The organism is Microbacterium sp. STRO-1N, assembly GCF_057748015.1.
The window spans coordinates 3,159,676-3,181,264 of sequence record NZ_CM173234.1; the positions used below are offsets into that span (position 1 = coordinate 3,159,676).

The 21,589-nt window shown below is 69.5% G+C and carries 21 protein-coding genes; 17 read left to right on the top strand and 4 right to left on the bottom strand.

What is annotated here, in order from left to right:
- Window positions 1-62 precede the first annotated feature (62 nt).
- The 4 genes from AC3ANJ_RS15450 to AC3ANJ_RS15465 all read left to right on the top strand — a co-directional run bounded on the left by AC3ANJ_RS15450 (window position 63) and on the right by AC3ANJ_RS15465 (window position 6,289).
- Window positions 63-1,352 (top strand): M18 family aminopeptidase, encoded by a 1,290-nt coding sequence (locus tag AC3ANJ_RS15450; RefSeq protein WP_488317052.1) that lies wholly within the window; start codon window positions 63-65, stop codon window positions 1,350-1,352.
- A gap of 215 nt (window positions 1,353-1,567) precedes the next feature.
- Window positions 1,568-4,213, top strand: a complete 2,646-nt coding sequence (locus tag AC3ANJ_RS15455) for an MSCRAMM family protein (protein ID WP_488317053.1) — start codon at window positions 1,568-1,570, stop codon at window positions 4,211-4,213.
- 76 nt (window positions 4,214-4,289) lie between these two features.
- Complete coding sequence (locus tag AC3ANJ_RS15460; RefSeq protein WP_488317054.1) at window positions 4,290-5,741, top strand: purine-cytosine permease family protein; 1,452 nt, start codon at window positions 4,290-4,292, stop codon at window positions 5,739-5,741.
- The gene (locus tag AC3ANJ_RS15465; RefSeq protein ID WP_488317055.1) at window positions 5,738-6,289 is read left to right on the top strand and encodes a cysteine hydrolase family protein; all 552 of its coding nucleotides are present in this window, start codon (window positions 5,738-5,740) and stop codon (window positions 6,287-6,289) included. The genes AC3ANJ_RS15460 and AC3ANJ_RS15465 overlap by 4 nt, the downstream gene beginning before the upstream one ends.
- A 178-nt stretch (window positions 6,290-6,467) precedes the next feature.
- On the opposite strand, the gene AC3ANJ_RS15470 is transcribed toward AC3ANJ_RS15465, so the two are convergent.
- A complete protein-coding gene (locus AC3ANJ_RS15470; RefSeq protein WP_488317056.1) occupies window positions 6,468-7,175 on the bottom strand; it encodes an MBL fold metallo-hydrolase in 708 nt (235 codons plus the stop codon).
- Window positions 7,176-7,248: 73 nt separating this feature from the next.
- Between AC3ANJ_RS15470 and AC3ANJ_RS15475 the strand changes: the two genes are divergently transcribed.
- The 8 genes from AC3ANJ_RS15475 (at window position 7,249) to AC3ANJ_RS15510 (ending at window position 13,596) form a co-directional block, all read left to right on the top strand.
- On the top strand, window positions 7,249-7,773 hold the full coding sequence (locus AC3ANJ_RS15475) for a TetR/AcrR family transcriptional regulator (RefSeq protein ID WP_488317057.1): 525 nt from the start codon (window positions 7,249-7,251) through the stop codon (window positions 7,771-7,773).
- Between the two features lie 53 nt (window positions 7,774-7,826).
- Window positions 7,827-8,885 (top strand): alpha/beta hydrolase, encoded by a 1,059-nt coding sequence (locus tag AC3ANJ_RS15480; protein ID WP_488317058.1) that lies wholly within the window; start codon window positions 7,827-7,829, stop codon window positions 8,883-8,885.
- Between the two features lie 51 nt (window positions 8,886-8,936).
- Window positions 8,937-9,791, top strand: a complete 855-nt coding sequence (kynA, locus tag AC3ANJ_RS15485) for a tryptophan 2,3-dioxygenase (RefSeq protein WP_488317059.1) — start codon at window positions 8,937-8,939, stop codon at window positions 9,789-9,791.
- A complete protein-coding gene (locus AC3ANJ_RS15490) occupies window positions 9,791-10,747 on the top strand; it encodes an amidohydrolase family protein (RefSeq protein ID WP_488317060.1) in 957 nt (318 codons plus the stop codon). The genes kynA and AC3ANJ_RS15490 overlap by 1 nt, the downstream gene beginning before the upstream one ends.
- A gap of 1 nt (window position 10,748) precedes the next feature.
- Window positions 10,749-11,957 (top strand): kynureninase, encoded by a 1,209-nt coding sequence (locus tag AC3ANJ_RS15495; protein WP_488317061.1) that lies wholly within the window; start codon window positions 10,749-10,751, stop codon window positions 11,955-11,957.
- Window positions 11,954-12,835 (top strand): PaaX family transcriptional regulator, encoded by an 882-nt coding sequence (locus AC3ANJ_RS15500; RefSeq protein WP_488317062.1) that lies wholly within the window; start codon window positions 11,954-11,956, stop codon window positions 12,833-12,835. Before AC3ANJ_RS15495 ends, AC3ANJ_RS15500 begins: the two co-directional genes overlap by 4 nt.
- A gap of 63 nt (window positions 12,836-12,898) precedes the next feature.
- Window positions 12,899-13,264: a YidH family protein gene (locus AC3ANJ_RS15505; protein ID WP_488317063.1), complete on the top strand. Its 366-nt coding sequence runs from the start codon at window positions 12,899-12,901 to the stop codon at window positions 13,262-13,264.
- Window positions 13,261-13,596 (top strand): DUF202 domain-containing protein, encoded by a 336-nt coding sequence (locus AC3ANJ_RS15510; RefSeq protein ID WP_488317064.1) that lies wholly within the window; start codon window positions 13,261-13,263, stop codon window positions 13,594-13,596. Before AC3ANJ_RS15505 ends, AC3ANJ_RS15510 begins: the two co-directional genes overlap by 4 nt.
- Window positions 13,597-13,842: 246 nt before the next feature.
- On the opposite strand, the gene AC3ANJ_RS15515 is transcribed toward AC3ANJ_RS15510, so the two are convergent.
- Together AC3ANJ_RS15515 and AC3ANJ_RS15520 are read right to left on the bottom strand one after the other, a co-directional pair.
- Window positions 13,843-14,328 (bottom strand): FBP domain-containing protein, encoded by a 486-nt coding sequence (locus AC3ANJ_RS15515; protein WP_488317065.1) that lies wholly within the window; start codon window positions 14,326-14,328, stop codon window positions 13,843-13,845.
- 257 nt (window positions 14,329-14,585) lie between these two features.
- Complete coding sequence (locus tag AC3ANJ_RS15520) at window positions 14,586-18,026, bottom strand: bifunctional proline dehydrogenase/L-glutamate gamma-semialdehyde dehydrogenase (protein ID WP_488317066.1); 3,441 nt, start codon at window positions 18,024-18,026, stop codon at window positions 14,586-14,588.
- A 90-nt stretch (window positions 18,027-18,116) separates the two neighbouring features.
- Here AC3ANJ_RS15520 and AC3ANJ_RS15525 point away from each other — a divergent pair, with 90 nt between their 5' ends.
- Together AC3ANJ_RS15525 and AC3ANJ_RS15530 are read left to right on the top strand one after the other, a co-directional pair.
- Window positions 18,117-19,007 (top strand): LysR substrate-binding domain-containing protein, encoded by an 891-nt coding sequence (locus AC3ANJ_RS15525; RefSeq protein ID WP_488317067.1) that lies wholly within the window; start codon window positions 18,117-18,119, stop codon window positions 19,005-19,007.
- Window positions 19,008-19,099: 92 nt separating this feature from the next.
- The gene (locus AC3ANJ_RS15530; protein WP_488317068.1) at window positions 19,100-19,453 is read left to right on the top strand and encodes a hypothetical protein; all 354 of its coding nucleotides are present in this window, start codon (window positions 19,100-19,102) and stop codon (window positions 19,451-19,453) included.
- Between the two features lie 40 nt (window positions 19,454-19,493).
- Here the strand turns inward: AC3ANJ_RS15530 and AC3ANJ_RS15535 are convergent, their stop codons facing one another.
- On the bottom strand, window positions 19,494-19,805 hold the full coding sequence (locus AC3ANJ_RS15535; RefSeq protein WP_488319293.1) for a four-helix bundle copper-binding protein: 312 nt from the start codon (window positions 19,803-19,805) through the stop codon (window positions 19,494-19,496).
- Here AC3ANJ_RS15535 and AC3ANJ_RS15540 point away from each other — a divergent pair.
- The 3 genes from AC3ANJ_RS15540 (at window position 19,690) to AC3ANJ_RS15550 (ending at window position 21,553) form a co-directional block, all read left to right on the top strand.
- Window positions 19,690-19,932, top strand: a complete 243-nt coding sequence (locus AC3ANJ_RS15540) for a hypothetical protein (protein ID WP_488319328.1) — start codon at window positions 19,690-19,692, stop codon at window positions 19,930-19,932. The two genes, AC3ANJ_RS15535 and AC3ANJ_RS15540, sit on opposite strands and share 116 nt — an antisense overlap.
- A 149-nt stretch (window positions 19,933-20,081) precedes the next feature.
- Window positions 20,082-20,951 (top strand): hypothetical protein, encoded by an 870-nt coding sequence (locus tag AC3ANJ_RS15545; RefSeq protein WP_488317069.1) that lies wholly within the window; start codon window positions 20,082-20,084, stop codon window positions 20,949-20,951.
- The gene (locus tag AC3ANJ_RS15550; protein ID WP_488317070.1) at window positions 20,948-21,553 is read left to right on the top strand and encodes a hypothetical protein; all 606 of its coding nucleotides are present in this window, start codon (window positions 20,948-20,950) and stop codon (window positions 21,551-21,553) included. The genes AC3ANJ_RS15545 and AC3ANJ_RS15550 overlap by 4 nt, the downstream gene beginning before the upstream one ends.
- Window positions 21,554-21,589 lie beyond the last annotated feature (36 nt).

Here is a 21,589-nt window from a genome sequence, read left to right on the forward strand (position 1 = left end):
GGTCAACCGGCAGAACCGGACATAATACGATCGGGGTGATGTTCGTGCCCGGAAGGACCACCATGCCCGTCTCGCCCGCCTCCCTCTCCCACGCCGACGATCTCGCGGACTTCGTCGCCGCCTCACCGTCGAGCTACCACGCCGCCGAAGAGGTCGCGCGCCGACTCGAGGACGTCGGATTCATCCGACTGGACGAGGAGCAGGCGTGGCCGGCGCAGGCCGGCGGACGGTTCGTCGTCGTCCGCGACGGCGCGACGATCGCCTGGGCTGTCCCGACCGACGCGTCGCCCACGACCCCGTCGCACATCTTCGGCGCGCACACCGACTCCCCCGGGTTCAAGCTCAAGCCGAGGCCGACCACCGGAACGCGCGGCTGGCTGCAGGCCGGCGTCGAGGTCTACGGCGGACCGCTGTTGAACTCGTGGCTCGATCGGGAGCTTCGCCTGGCCGGACGTCTCGCGCTCGCCGACGGCCGCGTCGTGCTCGCCGACACCGGCCCGCTTCTGCGACTTCCCCAGCTCGCCATCCACCTGGACCGCGAGGCCAACAGCGGCCTCACCCTGGACAAGCAGTTCCAGACCCAGCCCGTGTGGGGCCTCGGCGACCCCACGGAAGAGGACCTGCTCGGCGAACTCGCGGCATCCGCCGGAGTGGATGCCGCGGACATCCGAGGCTTCGACGCCGTCGTCGCCGACGCGGCGCGCGGCGCGGTCTTCGGCAAGGACGACGCGTTCTTCGCGTCGGGTCGGCTGGACGATCTCGCGTCCGTGCACGCCGGTGTCGTGGCGCTCGGCGCACTCGCGTCCTCGCCGTTGCCGTCGGGCGCGATCCCCGTTCTCGCCGCCTTCGACCACGAGGAGCTCGGTTCCGCCTCGCGCTCCGGCGCCGCCGGCCCCTTCCTCGAGGACGTCCTGGTCCGCGTCTACGCCGGCCTCGGGGCGGATCCCTCTGAGCAGCGCCGCGCGTTCGCGGCATCCTGGTGCCTGTCCAGCGACGTCGGCCACTCCGTGCACCCGAACTATGCCCACAAGCACGACCCTGTGGTGCAGCCGCTGCTCGGCTCAGGGCCCATCCTCAAGGTCAACGCGAACCAGCGCTACGCTACGGATGCCGTTGGTGCCGCCGCCTGGGCCGCCTGGTGCGAGGCGGCGGGTGTGGCATCGCAGGAGTTCGTGTCGAACAACGCCGTCCCGTGCGGGTCGACGATCGGTCCGATCACCGCGACGCGTCTCGGAATCCGCACCGTGGATGTCGGCATCCCGATCCTGTCGATGCACTCCGCGCGCGAACTCGCCGGTGTCAGCGATCTGCACGACCTCGCTCGCGTCGCGGAGACGTTCTTCTCGGCCTGAGCGCGCGCCCGCTCGTCGGAGATATCCCCTCCGTCGGACGACGGATGCCCCGGAACTCACCCGACGAACGGGATCTCCCCGACGATGCGGATACACGGCCCGCCGACGGCGTGCTGCACCGAGCGGATTCGTCCGATCCGCCTCGCGGTATATCGGAAACCGGGGGTGAGTCGATAGATTGATGCCGACCTCCGCCCTCGACCGGGAGAAGCCACATGTCGCGCACGAGCACTGTCGGATCCGCACGCAGAAGGGGCGGCCGAGGCGCTCTCGCGCTCCTTGCCGCTGTCATGCTCGTCGCACCCGCGGTCGGCGGGGCGCTCTCGGCGTCCGCCGCGTCGACCGTGACCTGGGCGACGTGGGCCCCGCTGTCTGGGAGCGCCAACGCCTATTCGACGGCGATCTCATTCGTCGATCGTCCGGCGCTGAGCGCGACGGTCACGAGCGACTCCCGCGCCGGCTCGGTCGGCGTGATCACCGGTGCGTCGACATGGCTGTCCGAGGGAACGCCGGTCGGCGCGAAGTACGGCAGCAGCAGGAACAGCCCGTACCTGAACCTGCGCCCGAAGGCAGACAACGCGTCCTCGCCGTCGACGACGACCTATTCGTTCGACCGCCCCACCCCGGCATCCGGCTGGGCGTTCACGCTCGGCGACATTGACGCCGACGCCGTGCGCCTGACCGGCGTCACCGCTTCCGGTGCGCGGGCGACCGCTGCCGATCTCGGGTTCCAGGGCGGGTTCAACTACTGCGCACCCGGAGTCGCAGGAAAGCCCTCCTGCACGGGCGCCGCGGACGACATCCCGGAGTGGGACGCCGACTCCCTCACGCTCACCGGCAACGAGCAGGCGCTCGACACCGCAGGGTCTGCGGCGTGGTTCGAACCGACCGTCTCGCTCTCCTCGCTGACCATCGAGTTCACGCGCCGCTCAGGATTCCCCGTCTACCAGACCTGGTTCTCGATCCTCGCTCGCGACATCACCGGCACGGTCACCGACACGGATGCCGGCACTGGTCTCGAGGGAGCGACTCTCACGCTGATCGATGCGAACGGCGAGGTCCTCGCGACGACGATGTCGGGTCCCGGCGGCTCCTACGCGTTCCCCGGCCAGATCGCGGCGGACGGCTATACCGTCACCGTCGCACCGCCCACCGGCAAGATCGCCGTCGTCGGCTCGGGCACGGCCGATCTGCGCACCACGGATGCCGTGGTCGACCTCTCGGTGCGCGACATCATCCCGGTGGCGGTATCCGGCACGGTGCGGGATGAGGAGGGGAACCCCGTTCCAGGAGCGGTGATCACGATCCCCACCGACGCGGGCGACCTCACGACCACGACAGGCCTGGACGGCACGTATCTGTTCGACGAGGTCCCGGTCGGGACCTGGCAGCCGACGGCGACCCCACCGGCGGGGTACACCCTACTGACGCCGCCGCCCGCGATCACGATCCCCGCGGGCGTCGAGACGCCGATCGAGAACGTCGATGCCGTGCTCGATGAGAACCCCTCGCTGTCCGGGCGCGTGACGATCGCCGGCGAGGGTGTTGCGGGCGTCACCCTGCATCTGGATGGACCGAGTGGTCCGATGACCACGGTGACGAACGCGAACGGCGAGTATTCCTTCACCCGGCTGCCGGCGGGTGAGTACACCACGTCGATCGGGGAGGAGGACATCCCCGCCGGGACATACATCTACACGTCTTCGCGCTCGCAGCCGATCACCGAGGACGTCACCAATGCGGACTTCGCTCTCGGCCGGTACGGCACCGTACTCGGCACCGTCTTCGACGACACGGGGGCACCCGTTCCCGGCGTGACTCTGAACATCACATCCGTGGGCGATTCCTCATCCGTCACAACGGCAGAGGATGGGACGTACAACGTAACGGGGCTGGTCAACGGCTGGCACACGGTCGAGGTCACGGCGCCCGAAGGATACGAGATCCAAGGGCCGGCGACGGCAGTCGTCAGGGTCACGGACGCCGGCGAGATCTTCCTCGATCGGAACTTCACACTCGTCGCGGTCGGACCCGGCGACCCTGACGCTGACGCGGACGCGGGTGTGGATGCGGATGCCGGAGTGGACGCAGACGCGGGAGTGGACGCGGACGCCGGAGTGGACGCAGACGCGGGAGTGGACGCGGACGCCGGAGTGGACGCGGATGCAGCGGTTGACGCAGACGCAGGCGTGGACGCAGACGCAGGGGTCGACGCAGACGCCGGAGTGGACGCAGACGCAGGGGTCGACGCAGACGCAGGAGTGGACGCAGACGCAGGGGTCGACGCTGCGGTTGACGCAGACGCCGGGGTGGACGCAAACGCGGGCGTCGACGCAGACGCTGCCGTCGACGCAGACGCAGGAGTGGACGCAAACGCCGCCGTCGACGCAGACGCAGGAGTGGACGCAAACGCCGCCGTCGACGCAGACGCAGGAGTGGACGCAAACGCCGCCGTCGACGCAGACGCAGGAGTGGACGCTGAAGCAGACGCCACGGCGGCCACCGACGTGACAGCCGACGCCAGTGCGGACGCTGATGCCGGCGCAGAGCCGGCGGCGGACTCCGGCGCGACGGCGGATGCCGACGCGACCGGTTCCGATGCGGACGCCGTCGGAGCCACCGTCGGCGCCAGCGCCGACGCCACCACAGCAGGCACCGATCCGGCCGATGCCGGCACGTCCGGCGGCGGCACGGGCGGCACGTCCGGCGCCTCCGGCACGGGCAGTTCCGACGCGACCGACCCAGACGATCTCGCCACCACCGGTGCACCGTTCCCGATCGCGCTGCTCGGACTCGGTGCCGCGGCGATCGGTGTCGGTGCTGTGCTGACGATCCGCCGGAGGCGCGCCGAACGACACTGACCCTGCGGGTGTCGCGCGGTGCCAGGATGAGTTCCAGCGGGCGGCTCGACGCAGCAGCCGCCGTCGGGAGGCAGTCATGTCCGAGAAGATCGCCGCGGCACCGGCACTGATCGAGCGCGCCGGCATCGAGATCATCCCCGAGTCCGATCGCACCGCGAGACCCCGCGACCTGTTCTGGCCGTGGTTCGCGGCGAACGTGTCGGTCTTCGGGATGTCGTACGGGTCGTTCGTGCTCGGCTTCGGCATCTCGTTCTGGCAGGCGACGCTGGTGTCGATCATCGGCATCGTGGTGTCGTTCCTGCTGTGCGGGCTGATCGCGATCGCCGGCAAGCGCGGCTCGGCGCCGACCATGGTGCTCTCCCGCGCTGCTTTCGGAGTGCAGGGGCAGAAGATCCCCGGGATCGTGAGCTGGCTGACCTCGATCGGCTGGGAGACGTTCCTCGCGATCATGGCCGTGCTCGCGACTGCGACCGTCATCACACAACTCGGGGGTGACGGCGACAGCGTGTGGCTGAAGATCGCCGCCACGGCGATCGTGGCAGCGCTCATCGTCGCGGCATCCGTGCTGGGCTATCACACGATCATGCGGCTGCAGTCGGTGCTCACCTGGATCACCGGCGTCGTGACCATCCTGTACATCGTGCTGGCAGCCCCGCACATCGATCTGAGCGTCGTCATGGCGCTTCCTTCCGGCAACGTCGGGCAGGTCACCGGCGCGCTCGTCATGGTGATGACCGGGTTCGGCCTCGGCTGGATCAACATCGCCGCCGACTGGTCGCGCTATCAGAAGCGCACCGCCTCGGACGGCGCGATCGTCGCCTGGAACACGATCGGCGGCTCGGTCGCTCCGGTGATCCTCGTGGTCTTCGGCATCCTGTTGGCAGGCTCGGATGCCGAGCTCAGCGCCGCCATCGCCGCCGACCCGATCGGAGCCCTGGCGAGCATCCTGCCGACCTGGGTGCTCGTGCCGTTCCTGCTGACCGCCGTCCTGGCTCTCGTCTCGGGCGCCGTGCTCGGCATCTACTCCTCCGGGTTGACGCTGCTGAGCCTCGGCATCCGCATCCCGCGTCCGTCGGCGGCGGCGATCGACGGCGTGATCCTCACGATCGGAACCATCGTCGTGGTGTTCTTCGCGACCGACTTCCTCGGGCCGTTCCAGAGCTTCCTCATCACGCTCGGAGTTCCGCTCGCCTCCTGGGCCGGCATCCTCATCGCCGACATCCTGCGGCGGAAGAAGGACTACGACGAGGCCGCCCTGTTCGACGCCTCCGGACGCTACGGCGCCTGGGACTGGACGTCGATCGGCACCATGATCGCGACGAGCCTGATCGGCTGGGGCCTGGTCGTCAACACCTTCGCCGAGGCCGCGCCGTGGAACAACTGGCAGGGCTACCTGCTGTTCCTCATCGGCGGCCGGCACGGCGAATGGGCGTACGCGAACCTCGGCGTCTTCTTCGCGCTGGTGCTGTCGTTCCTCGTGACCTGGTTCGCCCGCGCTGGCAGGATCCGGCGGCAGGAGCAGGCGTGAGCCGCGTGGACTGGCTGGTCGTCATCGATCCGCAGACGATCTTCGCATCGACCGGCTCCGCCTGGGGCTCGCCGTTCTTCGGCCAGGCGATGCCGCGGATTCGCGACCTGGCCGAGGCCTTCGGCGAGGAGGTCCTCGTGACGCGCTGGGTGCCGACCGCCGACCGCACCACGTCGTGGGGCGACTACTTCACGGCGTGGCCGTTCGCCGATCAGCCACCGACCGACCCGCTGTTCGAGCTCGTGCCCGAGGCGACCGGGCTGTCACGGCATCCGACCCTGGACCTGCCCACCTTCGGTAAATGGGGCTCCGAGCTCGAGGCGATCGTCGGCCACGGGGCCCGGGTGGTGCTGGCGGGCGTCTCGACGGACTGCTGCGTGATCTCGACCGCGCTGGCCGCTGCGGATGCCGGGGCGCACGTCACCGTCGCCGCCGACGCCTGCGCGGGGTCGACGGCGGAGAATCACGCCGCGGCACTGCAGGTGATGGGACTGTATCCCCCACAGATCACGGTGAGCGATACCGCGACGGTGCTCGCCGCGCGCTGAGTCGGGTGGTCGGCAGTGTGCTCAGCGGGTCAGCCGACACTCGCCGTCACGTGGCTGACAGGACAGATGTCGGGAGATTTCCCGGATGTCGGGAGAAACGCCGACTGATCGCCCGCCATCCGAGAATCGTCCTGACATCTGTACCCGCACGATCCGGAACGGCCGCGCACGACCCGGATCAGGCCGCGCGCACGGTCTCGACGAGATCGGCCGGGCTCCCCTGCCACGGTGCGCCATGTCCTGGCAGCACCCAGGATGCCGAGATCTCCGCGAGCCGGTCGAGAGACGTGTCCGCGACGGCGGGCTCGTCGGTGAACGGCGCAGGCTGGGCTCCTTCGCGTCCTGTCAGCACGTGACGCGTGGTGAGCGCATCTCCGACGACCACGGCATCCGCCGCGGGGATGTGCACGGCGATGCTGCCGGGCGAGTGCCCCGGCATCCCGATGATGAGCGGAGAACCCGGGAGATCCAGGACGTCGCCGTCTGAGATTTCGACGACATCCTGCACGTACTGCGTGCGCATGCCGTTCTTGCGCAGCCCGTACGCGAAGAACCCGAGCATCGGCCACAGGCGGGCCGGGCCTATCGGCGTCTTGGGCTTCTCACCGGTGCGAGCGCGATGCGCGTCGGCGGCGTGCACGAAGATCGGCGCGCCGGTCTCCCGGCGCAGCCGCTCGGCGAACCCGATGTGGTCGCTGTCTCCGTGCGTGAGGATGAGCCCTCGGACGTCTGACAGCGACCGTCCGATGAGCGCGAGCTCGTCCTGCAGGTCGGTCCAGTGCCCTGGCAGTCCCGCGTCGATGAGCGTGATCCCTTCGGGCAGATCGATGAGATACGAGGCGACGATGTCGTTGCCGAGGCGGTGCAGGTGCGGCGCGAGCTTCATGTGCGGTCCTTCCAGATGACATGGCTACGATATGTAGCTATCATGGCTATTGTCAATAGCTATGGAGGATCGGATGCCGACACCCGAACGCACCTCGTACGCGGAGATCGTCGCCGCGGGGCGAGAGATCCTCGAGCACTCAGGACCTGCCGGGCTCACCATGCAGGCCGTGGCCACGAGGGTCGGCGTCCGCGCACCATCGCTCTACAAACGCGTGAGGGATCGGGATGCCCTGCTCACCGCCGTGGCCGAGGCCGTCGTCGACGACCTCGCCGTTCGCTTGGATTCGGTGGGCGGCGACCTTCCCGAACTCGCGGCCGCCTACCGGACGCACGCGCACGAGCATCCCGAGGGATTTCGCCTGATGTTCACGGCGGCCGCTCCCCTGTCGTCATTGGACCGCGCGGCAGCCCCCGTCATTCGAGCGACGGCCGAGCTGGTCGGCGCGGATGCGGCACTGGACGCGGCACGGTTGTTCACGGCCTGGGCGACCGGATTCCTGCAGATGGAACTCGCCGGCGCCTTCCGCCTGGGCGGCGATGTGGATCGCGCGTTCGCCTACGGCCTGGAGCGGATCATCGCCGGCCTGAACCCGTGAGTCGATGACTCCAGGGACACCGCCACCTGCCACACTGAGCGCAGGGAGGTTCTATGACCACGCCGCCAGATGCCGAGACGACCGAACCCGAGACGGCGAAGCCGCGGCGCCGCCGGCGGAAGACGAAGATCACTCTCGGCATCCTGGTCGCCGTCGTGCTCGTCGTCATGGCCGTGTCCTCGCTCACCCCATGGCCCAGTGCCATGGCGATCCGCGCCGTCTTCACGCAGGGCGGCGACGCCACGGCGAAGGAGATGGAGGGCCACGTCCCCGACACTGCGCTCACCGAGACTCTCGATGTCGCGTACGCGGACGACGGCGTCGATACGACCATGGACGTGTTCGCCCCGGCATCCGCCGACGGTCCGCTGCCGACCATCGTGTGGGTCCACGGCGGAGCGTGGGTGTCCGGCTCGAAGGAGAATGTCGACCCGTACATGCGGATCCTCGCCGCCGAGGGGTACACGACGATCGCCGTGAACTACACGCTGGGCCCGGAAGGCGTCTACCCCACCGCGGTGAACCAGCTCAACGAGGCCCTCGCCTACATCGACGAGCATGCCGACGAGTTGAACGTGGACGCGTCGCAGATCGTGCTCGCAGGCGACTCGGCGGGTGCGCAACTGGCCAGCCAGATGGCGACCATCATGACGAGCCCCGACTACGCCGAGATCATGTCGATCACGCCGGCACTGCAGGCCGACCAGATCATCGCGACCGTGCTGAACTGCGGCGTGTACGACCTGGCCGCTCTCGCGGCACTGGACGGCATCGTCGGGTGGGGACTGAAGTCGTCGATGTGGGCGTACGCCGGCACCAAGAACTGGGCCGAGGACTCGTCCGGGGCGACCATGTCGACCGTGAACTGGGTGACTGCGGACTTCCCCACCACCTACATCTCGGGCGGCAACGGAGACGGGCTCACCTGGCTCCAGTCGATTCCGATGGCCGATCGCCTCACGGAGTTGGGCGTCGACGTCACGACGCAGTTCTGGCCGGCAGCGCACGAACCTGCACTGCCGCACGAGTACCAGTTCCATCTGGACATGCCGGACGCTCAGACCGCCCTGCAGAAGACGATCGAGTTCCTGGCCGCGCACACGACCCACTGATCACGTATTTCAAACCTGTGACGATCGTCACGTAAGTGATACTGTTCGGGGGTGAGCTCCGAACAGAACGAACGCGCCCTGGAAGACGGCATCGTCACCGATCTCCGTGACCGGATGACGTACGGCTCCTACCTCGAACTGGACACGCTGCTGTCGGCACAGCATCCGGTCAGCCGGCCGGAGCATCACGACGAGATGCTGTTCATCATCCAGCACCAGACCACCGAACTGTGGTTGAAGCTGCTGCTGCATGAGCTCACCAGCGCGCGCGACCTGCTCGCGAGCGATGACCTGCGCGAAGCGCTCAAGCGCATCGCGCGCGTCAAGCGCATCCAGGACGTCATGACCCAGCAGTGGTCGGTGCTGGCGACGCTGACGCCGACCGAGTACGCGCAGTTCCGCGGCTCGTTGGGCAATTCGTCCGGCTTCCAGTCGGTGCAGTACCGCGCGGTCGAGTTCGCCCTCGGCAACAAGAACGAACGGATGCTGTCGGTGTTCCGCGACCATCCGGAGAACCTCGCGCTGCTCACGACCGAGTTCGAGCGCCCCACCCTGTACGACGAGTTCCTGCGTTTCGCCGCCCGTCGCGGGCTGCCGGTTCCGGCTGAGATCCTCGACCGCGACGTCCGGGAGGCCTACCGCCCGCACCCCGAGCTCGTACCTGCCATCCGCGAGATCTACCAGGACCCGCAGACCTACTGGGATCTGTACGAAGCGTGCGAGGACCTCGTCGACCTCGAGGACAACTTCCAGTTCTGGCGCTTCCGGCATCTGAAGACCGTGACGCGCACGATCGGCATGAAGCACGGCACCGGCGGGTCCAGCGGCGCGGCGTTCCTGCAGCGCGCACTGGAGCTGACCTTCTTCCCCGAGCTGTACACGGTCCGCACGGAGATCGGCGGCTGATGCGCGCCGTCACCTATCTCGACCGGCGCGGGCGCGTCTGGCGGGAGGGTTCGGTGTCGGTGGTCGATGGCAGGGTGCGGTTGTGCGCAGATGCTCCCGCCCCCGCGATCCCCCACCTCGACGGCGTCGTCACCGGCGGATTCACGGACTCGCACGTGCACCTGCAGCTTGTGGATGTCGAGGCGTTGAGCGGTTCCTCCCTCGGCCGAGTGTTCGACCTCGGCGGGAATCCCGCCGTGCTGTCGGGCATGATCTCGGAGGTCGAGGTCGGGTTCGCAGGCGCGTTCCTCACTCCCCCTGGCGGCTACCCGTCCGACCGCGCCTGGGCTCCGGCCGACTCGTTCCGGGAGATCCCCGATGCGGATGCCGCGGCATCCGCCATCGCGGAGATGAAGGAAGCCGGGGCGACCTGCCTCAAGGTCGCCAGCAACAGCACCGCGGGACCCGTGTTCAGCGACGAGCTGTTCGCCGCGATCGTCCGGATCGCCGCATCCGAAGGGTTGACCGTCGTCGCCCATGCCGAAGGACCGGGCGAGGCACAGCGCGTGGTGCGACTGGGCGCGGGGGTGCTGGCGCACGCGCCGTTCAGCGAGCGTCTCACCGATTCCGAGATCGCCGCGCAGGCGGCATCCGTGCGGTGGATCTCCACCCTGGCGATCCACGAGGGCGAGACGTACGACATCGCGGTCGACAACGTGCGCCGCTTCCATGCCGCCGGCGGGACCGTGCACTACGGCACCGACATGGGCAACGGGCCGACGCCCGCCGGGCTCAACCCGCGCGAAGTCGCGGCGCTGCGGGATGCCGGAATCGACGGCGCCGATCTGCTGAGCGCCCTCTCGCCGGGCGATCCGCTCGACGCGGCGACGCGGGTGCTGCTCTTTCCCGGAGCCACACCCGAGACCGCCGACCCGCTGCTCGCCCGTCCGCTCACCCCCGCCGATCTGGAGGCCTGACATGACCGACCTGCTCGCTCTCGCCCGCGACCTCGACGCCGCCGATCCACTCGCGCAGCACGTGACCGCCTTCTCCGAGGCACCCGGCGTCACCGCGTACCTCGACGGCAACTCGCTGGGGCGCCCGCTCGTCGAGACGGCCGACCGGATCGCCGCGTTCATCCGCGACGACTGGGGCACCCGACTGATCCGCTCGTGGGACGAGCAGTGGATGGACCTCCCGACCCGACTCGGCGATCGGATCGGCGCCGCGTGCGTCGGCGCCGCGGCAGGGCAGACAGTCGTCGCGGACTCCACCACGGTGCTGCTCTACAAGCTCATGCGTGCCGGCGTCGCCGGGCGTCCCGACCGCCGCGAACTGGTCATCGAGGAGGGCAACTTCCCCACCGACCGCTTCGTCGCGGAGGGCGTCGCGGCCGAGCATGGTCTGACGCTTCGCTGGATCGCGCCTGACCCGGTGCTCGGCGTGCAGGCGTCCGATGTCGCCGCCGTCGTATCGGAGCAGACCGCGCTCGTCGTGCTCAGCCATGTCGACTACCGCTCCGGCGCTCTCGCCGACATGGCCGGCATCACCCGGATCGTGCACGAGGCGGGCGCGCTCGTGCTCTGGGACCTGTGCCACTCGGTCGGCGTCATCCCCATGCAACTGGACGCCTGGGGCGTCGATCTCGCCGTCGGCTGCACGTACAAGTACCTCAACGGCGGGCCGGGGTCTCCTGCGTTCGCGTATGTGCGCCGCGGGCTGCACGGCGAGCTGCGGCAGCCGATCCAGGGCTGGATGGGCGCCGCCGATGTATTCGCCATGGGATCGGCCTACGCGCCGGACCCCGGCATCCGCCAGCTGATCAGCGGGACGCCGCCGGTCGTCGGGATGCTCGCGATGCAGGGGATGCTGGACCACATCGAGGATGCCGGCATCGACGCGATCCGCGCCAAGTCGATCTCGCTCACCGAACTGGTGCTGCGGGCGTACGAGGAGGAGCTGGCACCGCGCGACGTGCGGCTGCTGAGCCCGCGGGATGCCGCGGTGCGCGGAAGCCACGTGTCGATCGGGCATCCGGACTTCCAGCGCGTGACGCAGGAGCTGTGGGCGGATGGTGTGATCCCCGACTTCCGGTTCCCCAATGGCATCCGCCTTGGCCTGTCGCCGCTGAGCACATCGCACGTCGAGGCGATCACCGGCGTGCTGGCGGTGCGGGACGCGCTGTGAGCGACGCGGCTCGTTTCGACTCGGGCGGCTCCGCCGTCCTTGCTCAACGAACGAAGGAACGCGCACCCGCCGAGGACGACTTCGACGCACGTCCAGGCAGCACGGCATCTCTCCTGCGGACCGTCATCGGACTGTACCTGCGGCCGCTCGGTGGCTGGATCTCGACGGCATCCCTGATCCGGCTGGCGGGTGACCTCGGCATCCCGGCATCCCGGGCCCGCACCGGAATCGCCCGACTGAAGCAGCGCGGCCTGCTGACGGCGGAGCGGACGGATGCCGCCGGCTACCGCCTCGACCCGGCCGCGCTGCCCATGCTCGAGCGGGGCGACCGGAGGATATTCGACATTCGCACCATGTCGGATGGCGAATCGTGGTGCCTCGTCTCGTATTCGGTCCCCGAGTCGCGCCGAGAGCTGCGCCACCGGCTGCGGCGCGGTCTGCAGTGGCTCGGAGCCGGGGCGGTCTCCCCCGCACTGTGGATCCTGCCAGGGCATCTGGAGGGCGAGGTCGAGGATCTGCTGCGCGACGTCGGCGTCCGCGACACCGCCGTGCTGTTCCGCACGGATGCGCCGCTCGTCGCCGGCTCGCTCGCCGACGCCGTGCGCGACTGGTGGGATCTGGCGGCGCTGCGCGCCGAGCACGAACGGTTCCAGGCCGTAGTCTCCGAGCTTCCGGATGCCGTGACGGACCGCGATGCGTTCGTGGCGTATGTACGGCTGATCGACGCCTGGCGGACGCTGCCGTACCTGGATCCGGGGCTGCCTGCGGAGCTGCTGCCGGCGGACTGGCCAGGAAGCGCCAGCTTCACCGTCTTCGCCGAGCTGTCGTCTGCGCTGGCGGAGCGGGCACTGCGGCACGTGTCGACATCGGTCGGCTAGATCGCGGGCGACCCGGTGAGGACGCACCGTAGGATGGGGCCGAACCCGAACCGGAGGAGCCGAATGCCCGCTGAGCGCACGCGCTTCCCCGCCGCCGTCTACCGCCACGGCGCCGAGCCGGACCCGCGGTTCACGCTCGCGAACGAGCGGACCCTCCTGGCCTGGATCCGCACGGCTCTCGGCCTCATCGCCGGTGGCGTCGCGCTCGAGGTGCTGGGCCTGGATCTGCATCCGCAGCTGCGCCTGATCGCGTCGCTCGTGCTCATCGTTGCCGGCATCGCGACACCGCTGCTGGCATGGGTCGGCTGGATCCGCAGCGAGCGCGCCATGCGCCTGGCGGCACCGCTTCCCGGGTCGCTGCTCGCGCCGGTGGTCGCCGTCGCCGTGACCGTCGCCGGCATCCTGGTGCTCATCGCGGCCCTGCTGTGACACAGTACGACCCTGGGCTTCAGCCCGAGCGAACGCAGCTCGCCTGGCGCCGTACCGCACTGTCGATCGCGGTCGTGTCGCTGATCGCAGCCCGGGCGCTGCCGTTGATCCTCGGGTCAGGGCTCTGGGTCATCCCCGGGGTCGTGGGTGTCGCGGCATCCGCTCTGTTCTGGGTCGCTGCGGCGCGGCGGGCGCGGGCGGTCGACCGAGCCTTGTCCGCACGTCGTCCTGATCGGATGCCGGACGCGCGGCTGATCGCTGGCCTGGCGGCGTTCGTCATCGCCGCCGGCGTGCTCGCCCTCGGTGTGCTGCTCGTGGACGCGCCGCGCTGACGGACGGGGCGGACGGGCTCAGCGCCCCGCGGTTCACGCTCCGGTCTCGGCGCGCTCCGGTCGCAGTTTCCGCCGGAATGCTCGCACGTCACGCGGTTCCCGTCGCAGTTCGTGCCGGATGGGCGCAATCTGAACGGCACGAACTGCGACCGGAGCGACCCACGTGCGCAGGACAACGGCACGAACTGCGACCGGAATGCCCCGGGCGGCTGACGGTCCGGGAGCAGACCGTCAGTCGCGGGCGCGTCAGCCGCGGATCTCCCGCACGAACGCCACCACGTTCTCCTGCAGCTTCAGGATGCGCAGCTCGCGCGCCGTCTCGCGGTCATACCCCTCGTAGGCGAGCGGCGGCAGCATCCGGACGTTGCGGGAGCAGCCGAACTCGGCGCACGCGAGAGTGCCGATCGTGTCGCCGTTGCGGCCGCGCGGGCCCGCCAGGCGCGCTGCGTAGAACTGGACGTCATTGCGCAGCGTGACGTCCTCGCACCAGGAGCACTGCGCGCGCGTCTGAACGCGCTGCTCGGCCCGCTGCAGCAGCGCGCCGGTGAGGACGCCGTCGACCTCGGTCACGATGCAGGCACGGCGCGGATGCTTCGCATCCACCCAACCGAGATAGTCGAGGCGGTCGAAGTCGATGTCGGCGAAATCGGCCGGCATCGAGAGGGTGGCGGCTTCCTTGCGGGAGGCGTTGATGAGGGATGCGCGGATCTCGCGCTCGTCGATGGGACGCATGATGAGAGCTTTCGTACGGGGCCGTGACGGCCTGAAGGATGAGAGGTCAGGCTTCCGCTCAGAGGGATGCCGGGTACGACGCGTCACCGGGGACGGGAGTTCCGCCTCCGGCTGTCGGTCAGCCTCTGCCGCCGGCGCGATGCGCGCCTGCAGCCACCTTCCGCGCCTCGAGGGCGCTCATCGTGAACAGCACCCGGCGAGTTTACACCGGCCGGATCCGAATGCGCCCAGGCATCAGGTGCACGATGGCCGGCCGATCAGCGCACCGGCGCCAGCAGCGGAACGTCGTAGCGGCGCGGGGTTCCGAAACGGTGCGCCGTGATCGAGACGGCCTGTTCGCGCAGGAACGTCAGCAGCTCCACGCGGCCGGCCGCCACGACCGGGTTCGCGTACAGCGCCAGGCTCGGAGAACCGTTGACGGCCTCGGCGGTCGCCGAGGCATCCGCTCCGATCAGACGGACCCGACCGTCGGATGCCGCGAGGCGACGCGCCCGCGCCGCCCACGCCGCGGCGTCCTCGGTGACGACCGTCACGTCGTGCGCGCCCAGCCAGGTGACCACGGTCGAAGGCAGGGGCGACGCGACGCTCGCCGTCACGCGGGAACCGGCCCGTCGGCCGGCCGCCGCGACGCGGATCAGCTGGACCACGCGAGCACTCTCGAACCGGATCGTGACCGGCAGCGACTGATAGCGCAGCAGGTTCTGCTCGGTGACGAGGCCCGTCGCGTCGCGGACGACACCGAACTCGGACGACCAGGCGTCGATGTCCGTCGCGAGAGCTCCGCGGAGCCAGGAGGCATCCGATCCCTCGACCAGAGCGAGGGCCGATGATGCCAGATCGTCCAGCGTCGTGTCGGAGCGCACCTCGGCATCCGACCACTCCGAGAGCCCGACCAGGTAGTTCGGTCCGCCGGCCTTGGAACCGGCGCCGACAGCGGCCTTCTTCCAGCCGCCGAACGGCTGACGCTGCACGATCGCACCCGTGGTCCCGCGGTTGACGTAGACGTTGCCCGCCTCGATCGTGGCCAGCCACTGCTGGATCTCGTCCTCGTCGAGCGAGTGGATGCCGCTGGTCAGCCCGTAATCGATGTCGTTCACGATGTCGATCGCCTCGTCGAGGGTGTCAGCCGTCATGATGCCCAGTACGGGCCCGAAGTACTCGACCCGGTGGAACTCGCTGCCTCGGGCCACCCCCTCACGGATACCGGGACGCCAGAGCTGCCCGGCTTCATCGAGCCTCTCCGGCTCGAGCAGCCAGGATTCGCCGCGATGCAGCGTGGTCAGGGCGTCCAGCAGCTTGCCCTCAGCCGGTCCGATCAGCGGGCCGATCCGGTTCGATCCGTCCGTCGGCGAGCCGACGTCGTAGGCGCGCACGGCGTCGACGAGCTGGCGGCGGAACCGCTCCGACTTCGCGGCCGAGCCGACCAGCACGACGAGCGAGGCGGCCGAGCACTTCTGACCGGCGTGGCCGAAGGCCGAGTACGCGACGTCCTTCGCAGCGAGATCCAGATCCGCCGACGGCGTGACGATGATGGCGTTCTTCCCGCTCGTCTCGGCGAGCAGCGGCAGATCCTTGCGGAAGCCGCGGAACAGCTCGGCCGTCTCGAACCCGCCGGTGAGGATCACCCGGCCGACGGCTGGGTCGCTGATGAGCTGCTGGCCCAGTTCGCGGCCGTCCAACTGCACGTACTGCAGCACCTCGCGCGGAACGCCGGCTTCCCACAGCGCCTCGATCATCACGGCGCCAGAGCGTCGCGCCTGTCGGGCTGGCTTGATGATCACGGGCGAGCCGGTGGCGAGTGCCGACAGCGTTGAGCCGGCCGGGATGGCGACCGGGAAGTTCCACGGCGGGGTCACGACGGTGAGCTCGACGGGATGCATGGTCGCGCCGTCGACGTCGGCGAGCGCCCGTGCGGACTCGGCGTAGTAGTGCGCGAAGTCGATCGCCTCCGAGACTTCAGGATCGCCCTGCTCGATGACCTTGCCCGCTTCGGATCCCATGACCTCGAGGAGATCGGCACGACGCGCTTCCAGCACATCTCCGGCGCGGTGCAGGATCGCGGCGCGCCCTTCGGCACCGAGCGCGCGCCACGCTTCGCCCGCGGCGACGGCCTTCTCGATCACATCGGTGACCTGCTCCGGCGTCGACAGTGTATTGGCCGTGACCGTGTCGTTCCCCAGGATCGAGTCCGCCATGCGCGAGCGGATGCCGTCGGCCCACACCCGATTCGCCGCGAGCGACGGGTCGGTGTCCGGGGTGTTCTCGAAACCGTCCGTCAGGGCGGGCGCGGCGGGCTGCTGACGGTCCTGGACTCGGTTCGGGCCGGGGACGCCGGTCGGAATCGACGAGACGGATGCCAGGAAGCGCTGCTTCTCGCGCTCGAACAGCGCCGGGTCCTCGTCGAGGTCGAACACGGCCGACATGAAGTTCTCGGGGGACGCGCCCTCCTCCAGGCGGCGGATCAGGTACGCGATCGCGACGTCGAACTCGTCCGGGTGCACCACGGGCGTGTACAGCAGCAGCGAACCGACGGTGCGCTTGATGACCTGCGCCTGCGCGCTGGCCATGCCGAGCAGCATCTCGAACTCGATGCCGTCCGTGACGCCTCGGCGCTCTGCGAGCAGCCAGGCCAGGGCGATGTCGAACAGGTTGTGGCCGGCGACGCCGATGCGGACGTTCTCGACGTGTTCCGCGCGCAGCGCGTATTCGAGGACCGCCTTGTAGGAGGCATCCGATTCCTGCTTGGTCGACCACGTGGCGAGCGGCCAGCCGTGCGTCTCGGCATCCACCGTCTCCATCGGAAGGTTGGCGCCTTTGACGACGCGCACCTTGATGGGTGCGCCGCCGGACGCGGTGCGGGCGGCGGCCCACTCCTGCAGGCGCATCATCGCGCCGAGGGCATCCGGAAGGTACGCCTGCAGCACGATGCCGGCTTCGAGCTCGTGGAACTCGGGCCGGTCCAGGATGCCGGTGAACACCGCGATCGTCAGGTCGAGGTCCTTGTACTCCTCCATGTCGAGGTTGATGAAGGTGTCATCCTTCGCGGCGAGTTCATACAGAGGGTGCAGCGCCTCTGCTGCGTGCGCGACGGCCTCGTCGAACGCCCACGGGCTGTGCGGGGCGACCGTGGACGAGACCTTGATCGACACGTAGTCGACGTCGTCGCGCTCGATCAGCCGACGCGTGCCCTCGAGTCGGCGGGATGCCTCGTCGCGGCCGAGGATCGCCTCGCCGAGCAGGTTGACGTTGAGCTTCACGCCCTGCGACTCGCGGATGTGCTTGATCGCGGCGCCGAGCTTCTCGTCGCGCGCGTCGACGATGAGGTGGCGCACCATCTGACGCAGCACGGCGCGTGCGGCGGGGACGACGATGCCCGGGAGCATCGTGGAGGTGGCGCCGCCGAGGCCGATCGCCGCACGCATGGGCGCAGGCAGGAAGCCGGGGGTCAGCGGCACGAGCTCCTTGAGCCTTCGGGCGGCGACCTTCGTGTCCTCCGGACGGACCACGCCGTCCACGAAGCCGACGGTGAAGTCCAGGCCGTTCTCGTCGCGCAGGACGCCGGCGAGACGCTCGCCCGCGGCATCCACGGGCACAGCCCGGCTCTCGACGAGCCACTGCCTGACCAGCGCGACGGCGTCGTCGGCAAGGTCTGCGAGGTCGGAGACGGATGCTTCGGCGGAGGACGCGACAGAGCTCATGACCTCAGTGTGCGCTCGATCATCGGCCAGGAAAAGCGCACGTTTACGATGGATACTGTTCGTATTCATCGATGCTTCTCGGGAGGTGCCGTGTTCGAGCTGAGACGCCTGCGGCTGCTGCATGAACTGGCTCTGCGGGGCACGATCGCCGAGGTCGCGACGTCGCTGGGGTACAGCGCGTCGACGGTGTCACAGCAACTCGCCCAGCTCGAGCGCGAGGCCGGAGTCGCGCTCCTCGAACCCGACGGGCGGCGCGTCCGGCTGACCGCGCAGGGCAGGGTGCTCGCCGCGCACGCCGCGCGGGCGCTCGAACTGGACGAAGCGGCGCGCGCTGAGCTGTCGACTTCGCAGAACACCCCGGCACGCGTGCGCATCGCGGTCATGCCGACGGCTGCGGAGGCTCTCGTTCCGGCCGCCCTCACGATCCTGGCGAAGCGGATGCCGGAGCTGCGGGTCGAGATGCGCGAGCTGGCGCCCGAGACCGCCCTTTTCGAACTGCAGGCGCGGGCATTCGACCTCGTGGTGGCCGAGCAGTACCCCGGTCATACGCGCCCAGTGAGCGAGGGGATCGAGCGGACGCTGCTCGGTCGCGATCCGATCCGGCTGGCCGTGTCGCGCGGTGATGCGGCCGTCGAGCTGGCGGACCTGCGCGATCGGGCCTGGGTGCTCGAGCCGCAGGGCGCGGCCGTGCGGCGGTGGGCCGTGCAGCAGTGCCGCGCGGCGGGATTCGAGCCGGATGTGCGGTTCGAGGCGACCGACCTGGTCGCTCACGCCCGGCTGGTCGCCGCGGGGCATGCGGTCGCGATGCTGCCCGACCTCGTGTGGACAGGCGGACGCGCCAGTGTGCGGCTGCTCGAGCTGCCCGGCTCGCCCGTGCGCGAGATCTTCGCGGCGACCAGGGCGTCGTCGCGCGACAGCGCCGCCGTCGTGGCGGTGCGCGATGCGCTGGCCGAGGCTCTGGAGGCCCACGCGCCGCACTGAGCCGGTTTGTTTCGGCGCGTGTCGGGGCCGCTTCCGTCCACAGCGGCCCCGTCCTACTCTTGCTGGAACATCCCGACCGTCAGGAGATCATCGTGTCCAGCTCGCAGCCCGCCTTCTCGCCCCTTCAGGTGCGTGAGCGTGCGGCGTGCATGTGCGACCACGGTGACGTCTGCTCCTCGTTCGCGCCGGGGCATGCTCTGCATCTGATCCAGGCTCGGCTCGCATCGGCGACGCCGGCCGAGTGGGTCGACGGGATCGTCGAAGCGGCGGATGCCGTGGCCGGCGCCCTGGTCGTGCGCGACCTCGATGGCGCGGCGCACACCCTGTGGAACGGTTCCGGTGCCGCGCTCGAAGCCGGCGTCGGCACGCCGGTGGCACTGCACCGCCGCTACCACGTGCTCGCCGTCGGACGCACGCAGTTCAACGTCGCCCCGTTCGCTCGTTGAGCGAGCGCAGCGAGTCGAAACGCCGCCGCCTCGAAACCCCTCAGGCCGCCGCCATCATCATGTTCTTCATGGCCATGCACGCGTCCATGCAGGCCTGGCACGACTGAGCGCACATCTTGCAGACCTCGCTGTGCTCGGCGTGCTGCATGCAGGCATCCATGCACATCCGGCACATGGCGATGCAGGCGTCGAGCATCGCCTCCATGCTCGCCACGGTCATGCCCTGCATGCGCATCATGGAGCGCATCATCGTGTTGCACATGTCGGCGCAGTTCATGCACGCCGTCGAGCAGTCCATCATCTGCGTCGAACAGACAGTGCAGGCCTGCTCGCAGGCCGAACAGGCATCCATACACGCCTGCATGACGGCCATGTCCATCGTCGGCATGCCTGGCATCGACATCATGTCCTCGGACATGGCGCCCATCATCATCGAATCCATCTCGCACCTCGCTCGTCGTTGCGGCTCTCGCCGGTGAGAAGCGGGCAGGGGACCCGCCTGACGCCAGAGTAGACCCGGAGGCGGTGTGAGTCGATGGGGAATCCGGGGGATGCCCCGGTCTTCTGTGATCGGTAGTTCCGCCCCGGTGGCATCCTGGTCGCTCAGACCTCGACCGAGGGAGCGACGATGCACTCCGATACCCCGCAGACCGTGTGGCCGGGCGATCCGTCTACGGTGTGGACGCAGGCCGCGACGACCCGCCTGCCGACCTTCGTGCGGCCGGGGAGAGTGCCGCGCCCCGAGTCGGTGGATGAGGTCGCCCGCTGGGAGGATCCGGGCGGCTTCGATCGCACCGAGTTCTACTACGCGCCGATCTTCTGGGCGTGTCTGCCCCTCGCCGCCCTCGGGGTCATGATCCACGGGGCGATCACGAACCCGACGGGCATCGGCTGGAGCGGCACGGTCTTCGGAGAGAGCGTCCAAGCCGGCCCCTGGAGCTACTGGATCGTCTGGGTCGGCATCGTCATCTGGTTGCTCGGCGCCGTCGCCGTGCTCGCCTTGCGCCTCTGGGTCGCCGCTCCGGAGGCCCGCAGGGATGCGGAGTGGATCTACGCGCACGGGATCGCGCACTCGATTCATCCGTCGCCGTACAAGTCCACGGACGGCGAAGGCGGCGCGTGGCTGACCTTCATCGCGATCGATCATCGGCTCCCGGTAGAGAAGGCGGCCGAGGTCTTCCGCGCACTCCATGACTGGCTGTCGCAGTCCGACGTCCAGGGCGAACTGGAGTTCGGACCGCTGCAGGAGCGTGCACCGATCACGTCAGCCGAACTGTTCGGGCCGAGGGGTGCCGGTGGCCTGTACCTCGGGACGATCTCGGGGTTCGGCTCCGTCGGAGGCTTCCTCGAGCACGAGTGGGTGCTCCTCTCAGACCCTCGGGACCCGGATGACGACGGCGCGAGCCGAAAGTATGTCACGACCGTCCCGCCGGCCGCCGATCTGCGGAAGATCCGCGCTCAGGTCCGCAGGAAGGCCGAGCGCAGGAGCGCGCGGTGAAATCCGCGGTGCAGCGGCGGGAGTCCGACCGCAATCTGAAGCGCGTCGTCTGGATCATCGTCTGCGTGCTGCTCGCGTGGGTCGCGCTCGGGTTCTTCCGCGAACCCCGCGCTTCCTGGCAGGAGCAACTGATCGTCGGGCTCGTGGCCGGATGCTTCTCCGCGCCCCTGCTCCTCGACATCGGCTTCAGCAGGACGCTCCCCGCTCTCGACCGCACGCCCCGGACCGCGACGGTCACGGGTCGCTCGATCGTCAATCCCGAGCCGGAAGGGGACAGCGAAGTGCCGACCTACGAGCTCGTCGTCGTCACGGTCGAGACCGGCGGGACCGGCGGGACCGGCGGGACCGGCGTCGAGACGACGATCGCGGACATCATCGCCGCGGATTCCCTCGGCCGGTTCACCATCGGCTCGACCTGGAGGGTCTACACCTTCGAGGATCCGACCGCTCTGAACAACCATCCCGGCCGAACGCGCGTACTCCTGACCGAGGCGCACGACGACATCATCCGTGCCGGCTACGACCTCGGCTACTACTGCGTGCACGATGAGCCAGGCCCCGGATCCGACCTCCTGCTCCGCCGATTCGCGAACGACGGATGATCCCCCGAACCGACTCGGTGTCCCCCGCCGGGCGTA

Excerpts from the sequence above, each read along its gene's own strand:
- AC3ANJ_RS15450 (WP_488317052.1), top strand. The coding sequence starts at position 63 with ATGCCCGTCTCGCCCGCCTCCCTCTCCCACGCCGACGATCTCGCGGAC.
- AC3ANJ_RS15455 (WP_488317053.1), top strand. The coding sequence starts at position 1,568 with ATGTCGCGCACGAGCACTGTCGGATCCGCACGCAGAAGGGGCGGCCGA.
- AC3ANJ_RS15460 (WP_488317054.1), top strand. The coding sequence starts at position 4,290 with ATGTCCGAGAAGATCGCCGCGGCACCGGCACTGATCGAGCGCGCCGGC.
- AC3ANJ_RS15470 (WP_488317056.1), bottom strand. The coding sequence starts at position 7,175 with ATGAAGCTCGCGCCGCACCTGCACCGCCTCGGCAACGACATCGTCGCC.
- AC3ANJ_RS15475 (WP_488317057.1), top strand. The coding sequence starts at position 7,249 with ATGCCGACACCCGAACGCACCTCGTACGCGGAGATCGTCGCCGCGGGG.
- AC3ANJ_RS15480 (WP_488317058.1), top strand. The coding sequence starts at position 7,827 with ATGACCACGCCGCCAGATGCCGAGACGACCGAACCCGAGACGGCGAAG.
- AC3ANJ_RS15490 (WP_488317060.1), top strand. The coding sequence starts at position 9,791 with ATGCGCGCCGTCACCTATCTCGACCGGCGCGGGCGCGTCTGGCGGGAG.
- AC3ANJ_RS15495 (WP_488317061.1), top strand. The coding sequence starts at position 10,749 with ATGACCGACCTGCTCGCTCTCGCCCGCGACCTCGACGCCGCCGATCCA.
- AC3ANJ_RS15505 (WP_488317063.1), top strand. The coding sequence starts at position 12,899 with ATGCCCGCTGAGCGCACGCGCTTCCCCGCCGCCGTCTACCGCCACGGC.
- AC3ANJ_RS15515 (WP_488317065.1), bottom strand. The coding sequence starts at position 14,328 with ATGCGTCCCATCGACGAGCGCGAGATCCGCGCATCCCTCATCAACGCC.
- AC3ANJ_RS15520 (WP_488317066.1), bottom strand. The coding sequence starts at position 18,026 with ATGAGCTCTGTCGCGTCCTCCGCCGAAGCATCCGTCTCCGACCTCGCA.
- AC3ANJ_RS15540 (WP_488319328.1), top strand. The coding sequence starts at position 19,690 with ATGGAGCGCATCATCGTGTTGCACATGTCGGCGCAGTTCATGCACGCC.
- AC3ANJ_RS15535 (WP_488319293.1), bottom strand. The coding sequence starts at position 19,805 with ATGGATGCCTGTTCGGCCTGCGAGCAGGCCTGCACTGTCTGTTCGACG.
- AC3ANJ_RS15545 (WP_488317069.1), top strand. The coding sequence starts at position 20,082 with ATGCACTCCGATACCCCGCAGACCGTGTGGCCGGGCGATCCGTCTACG.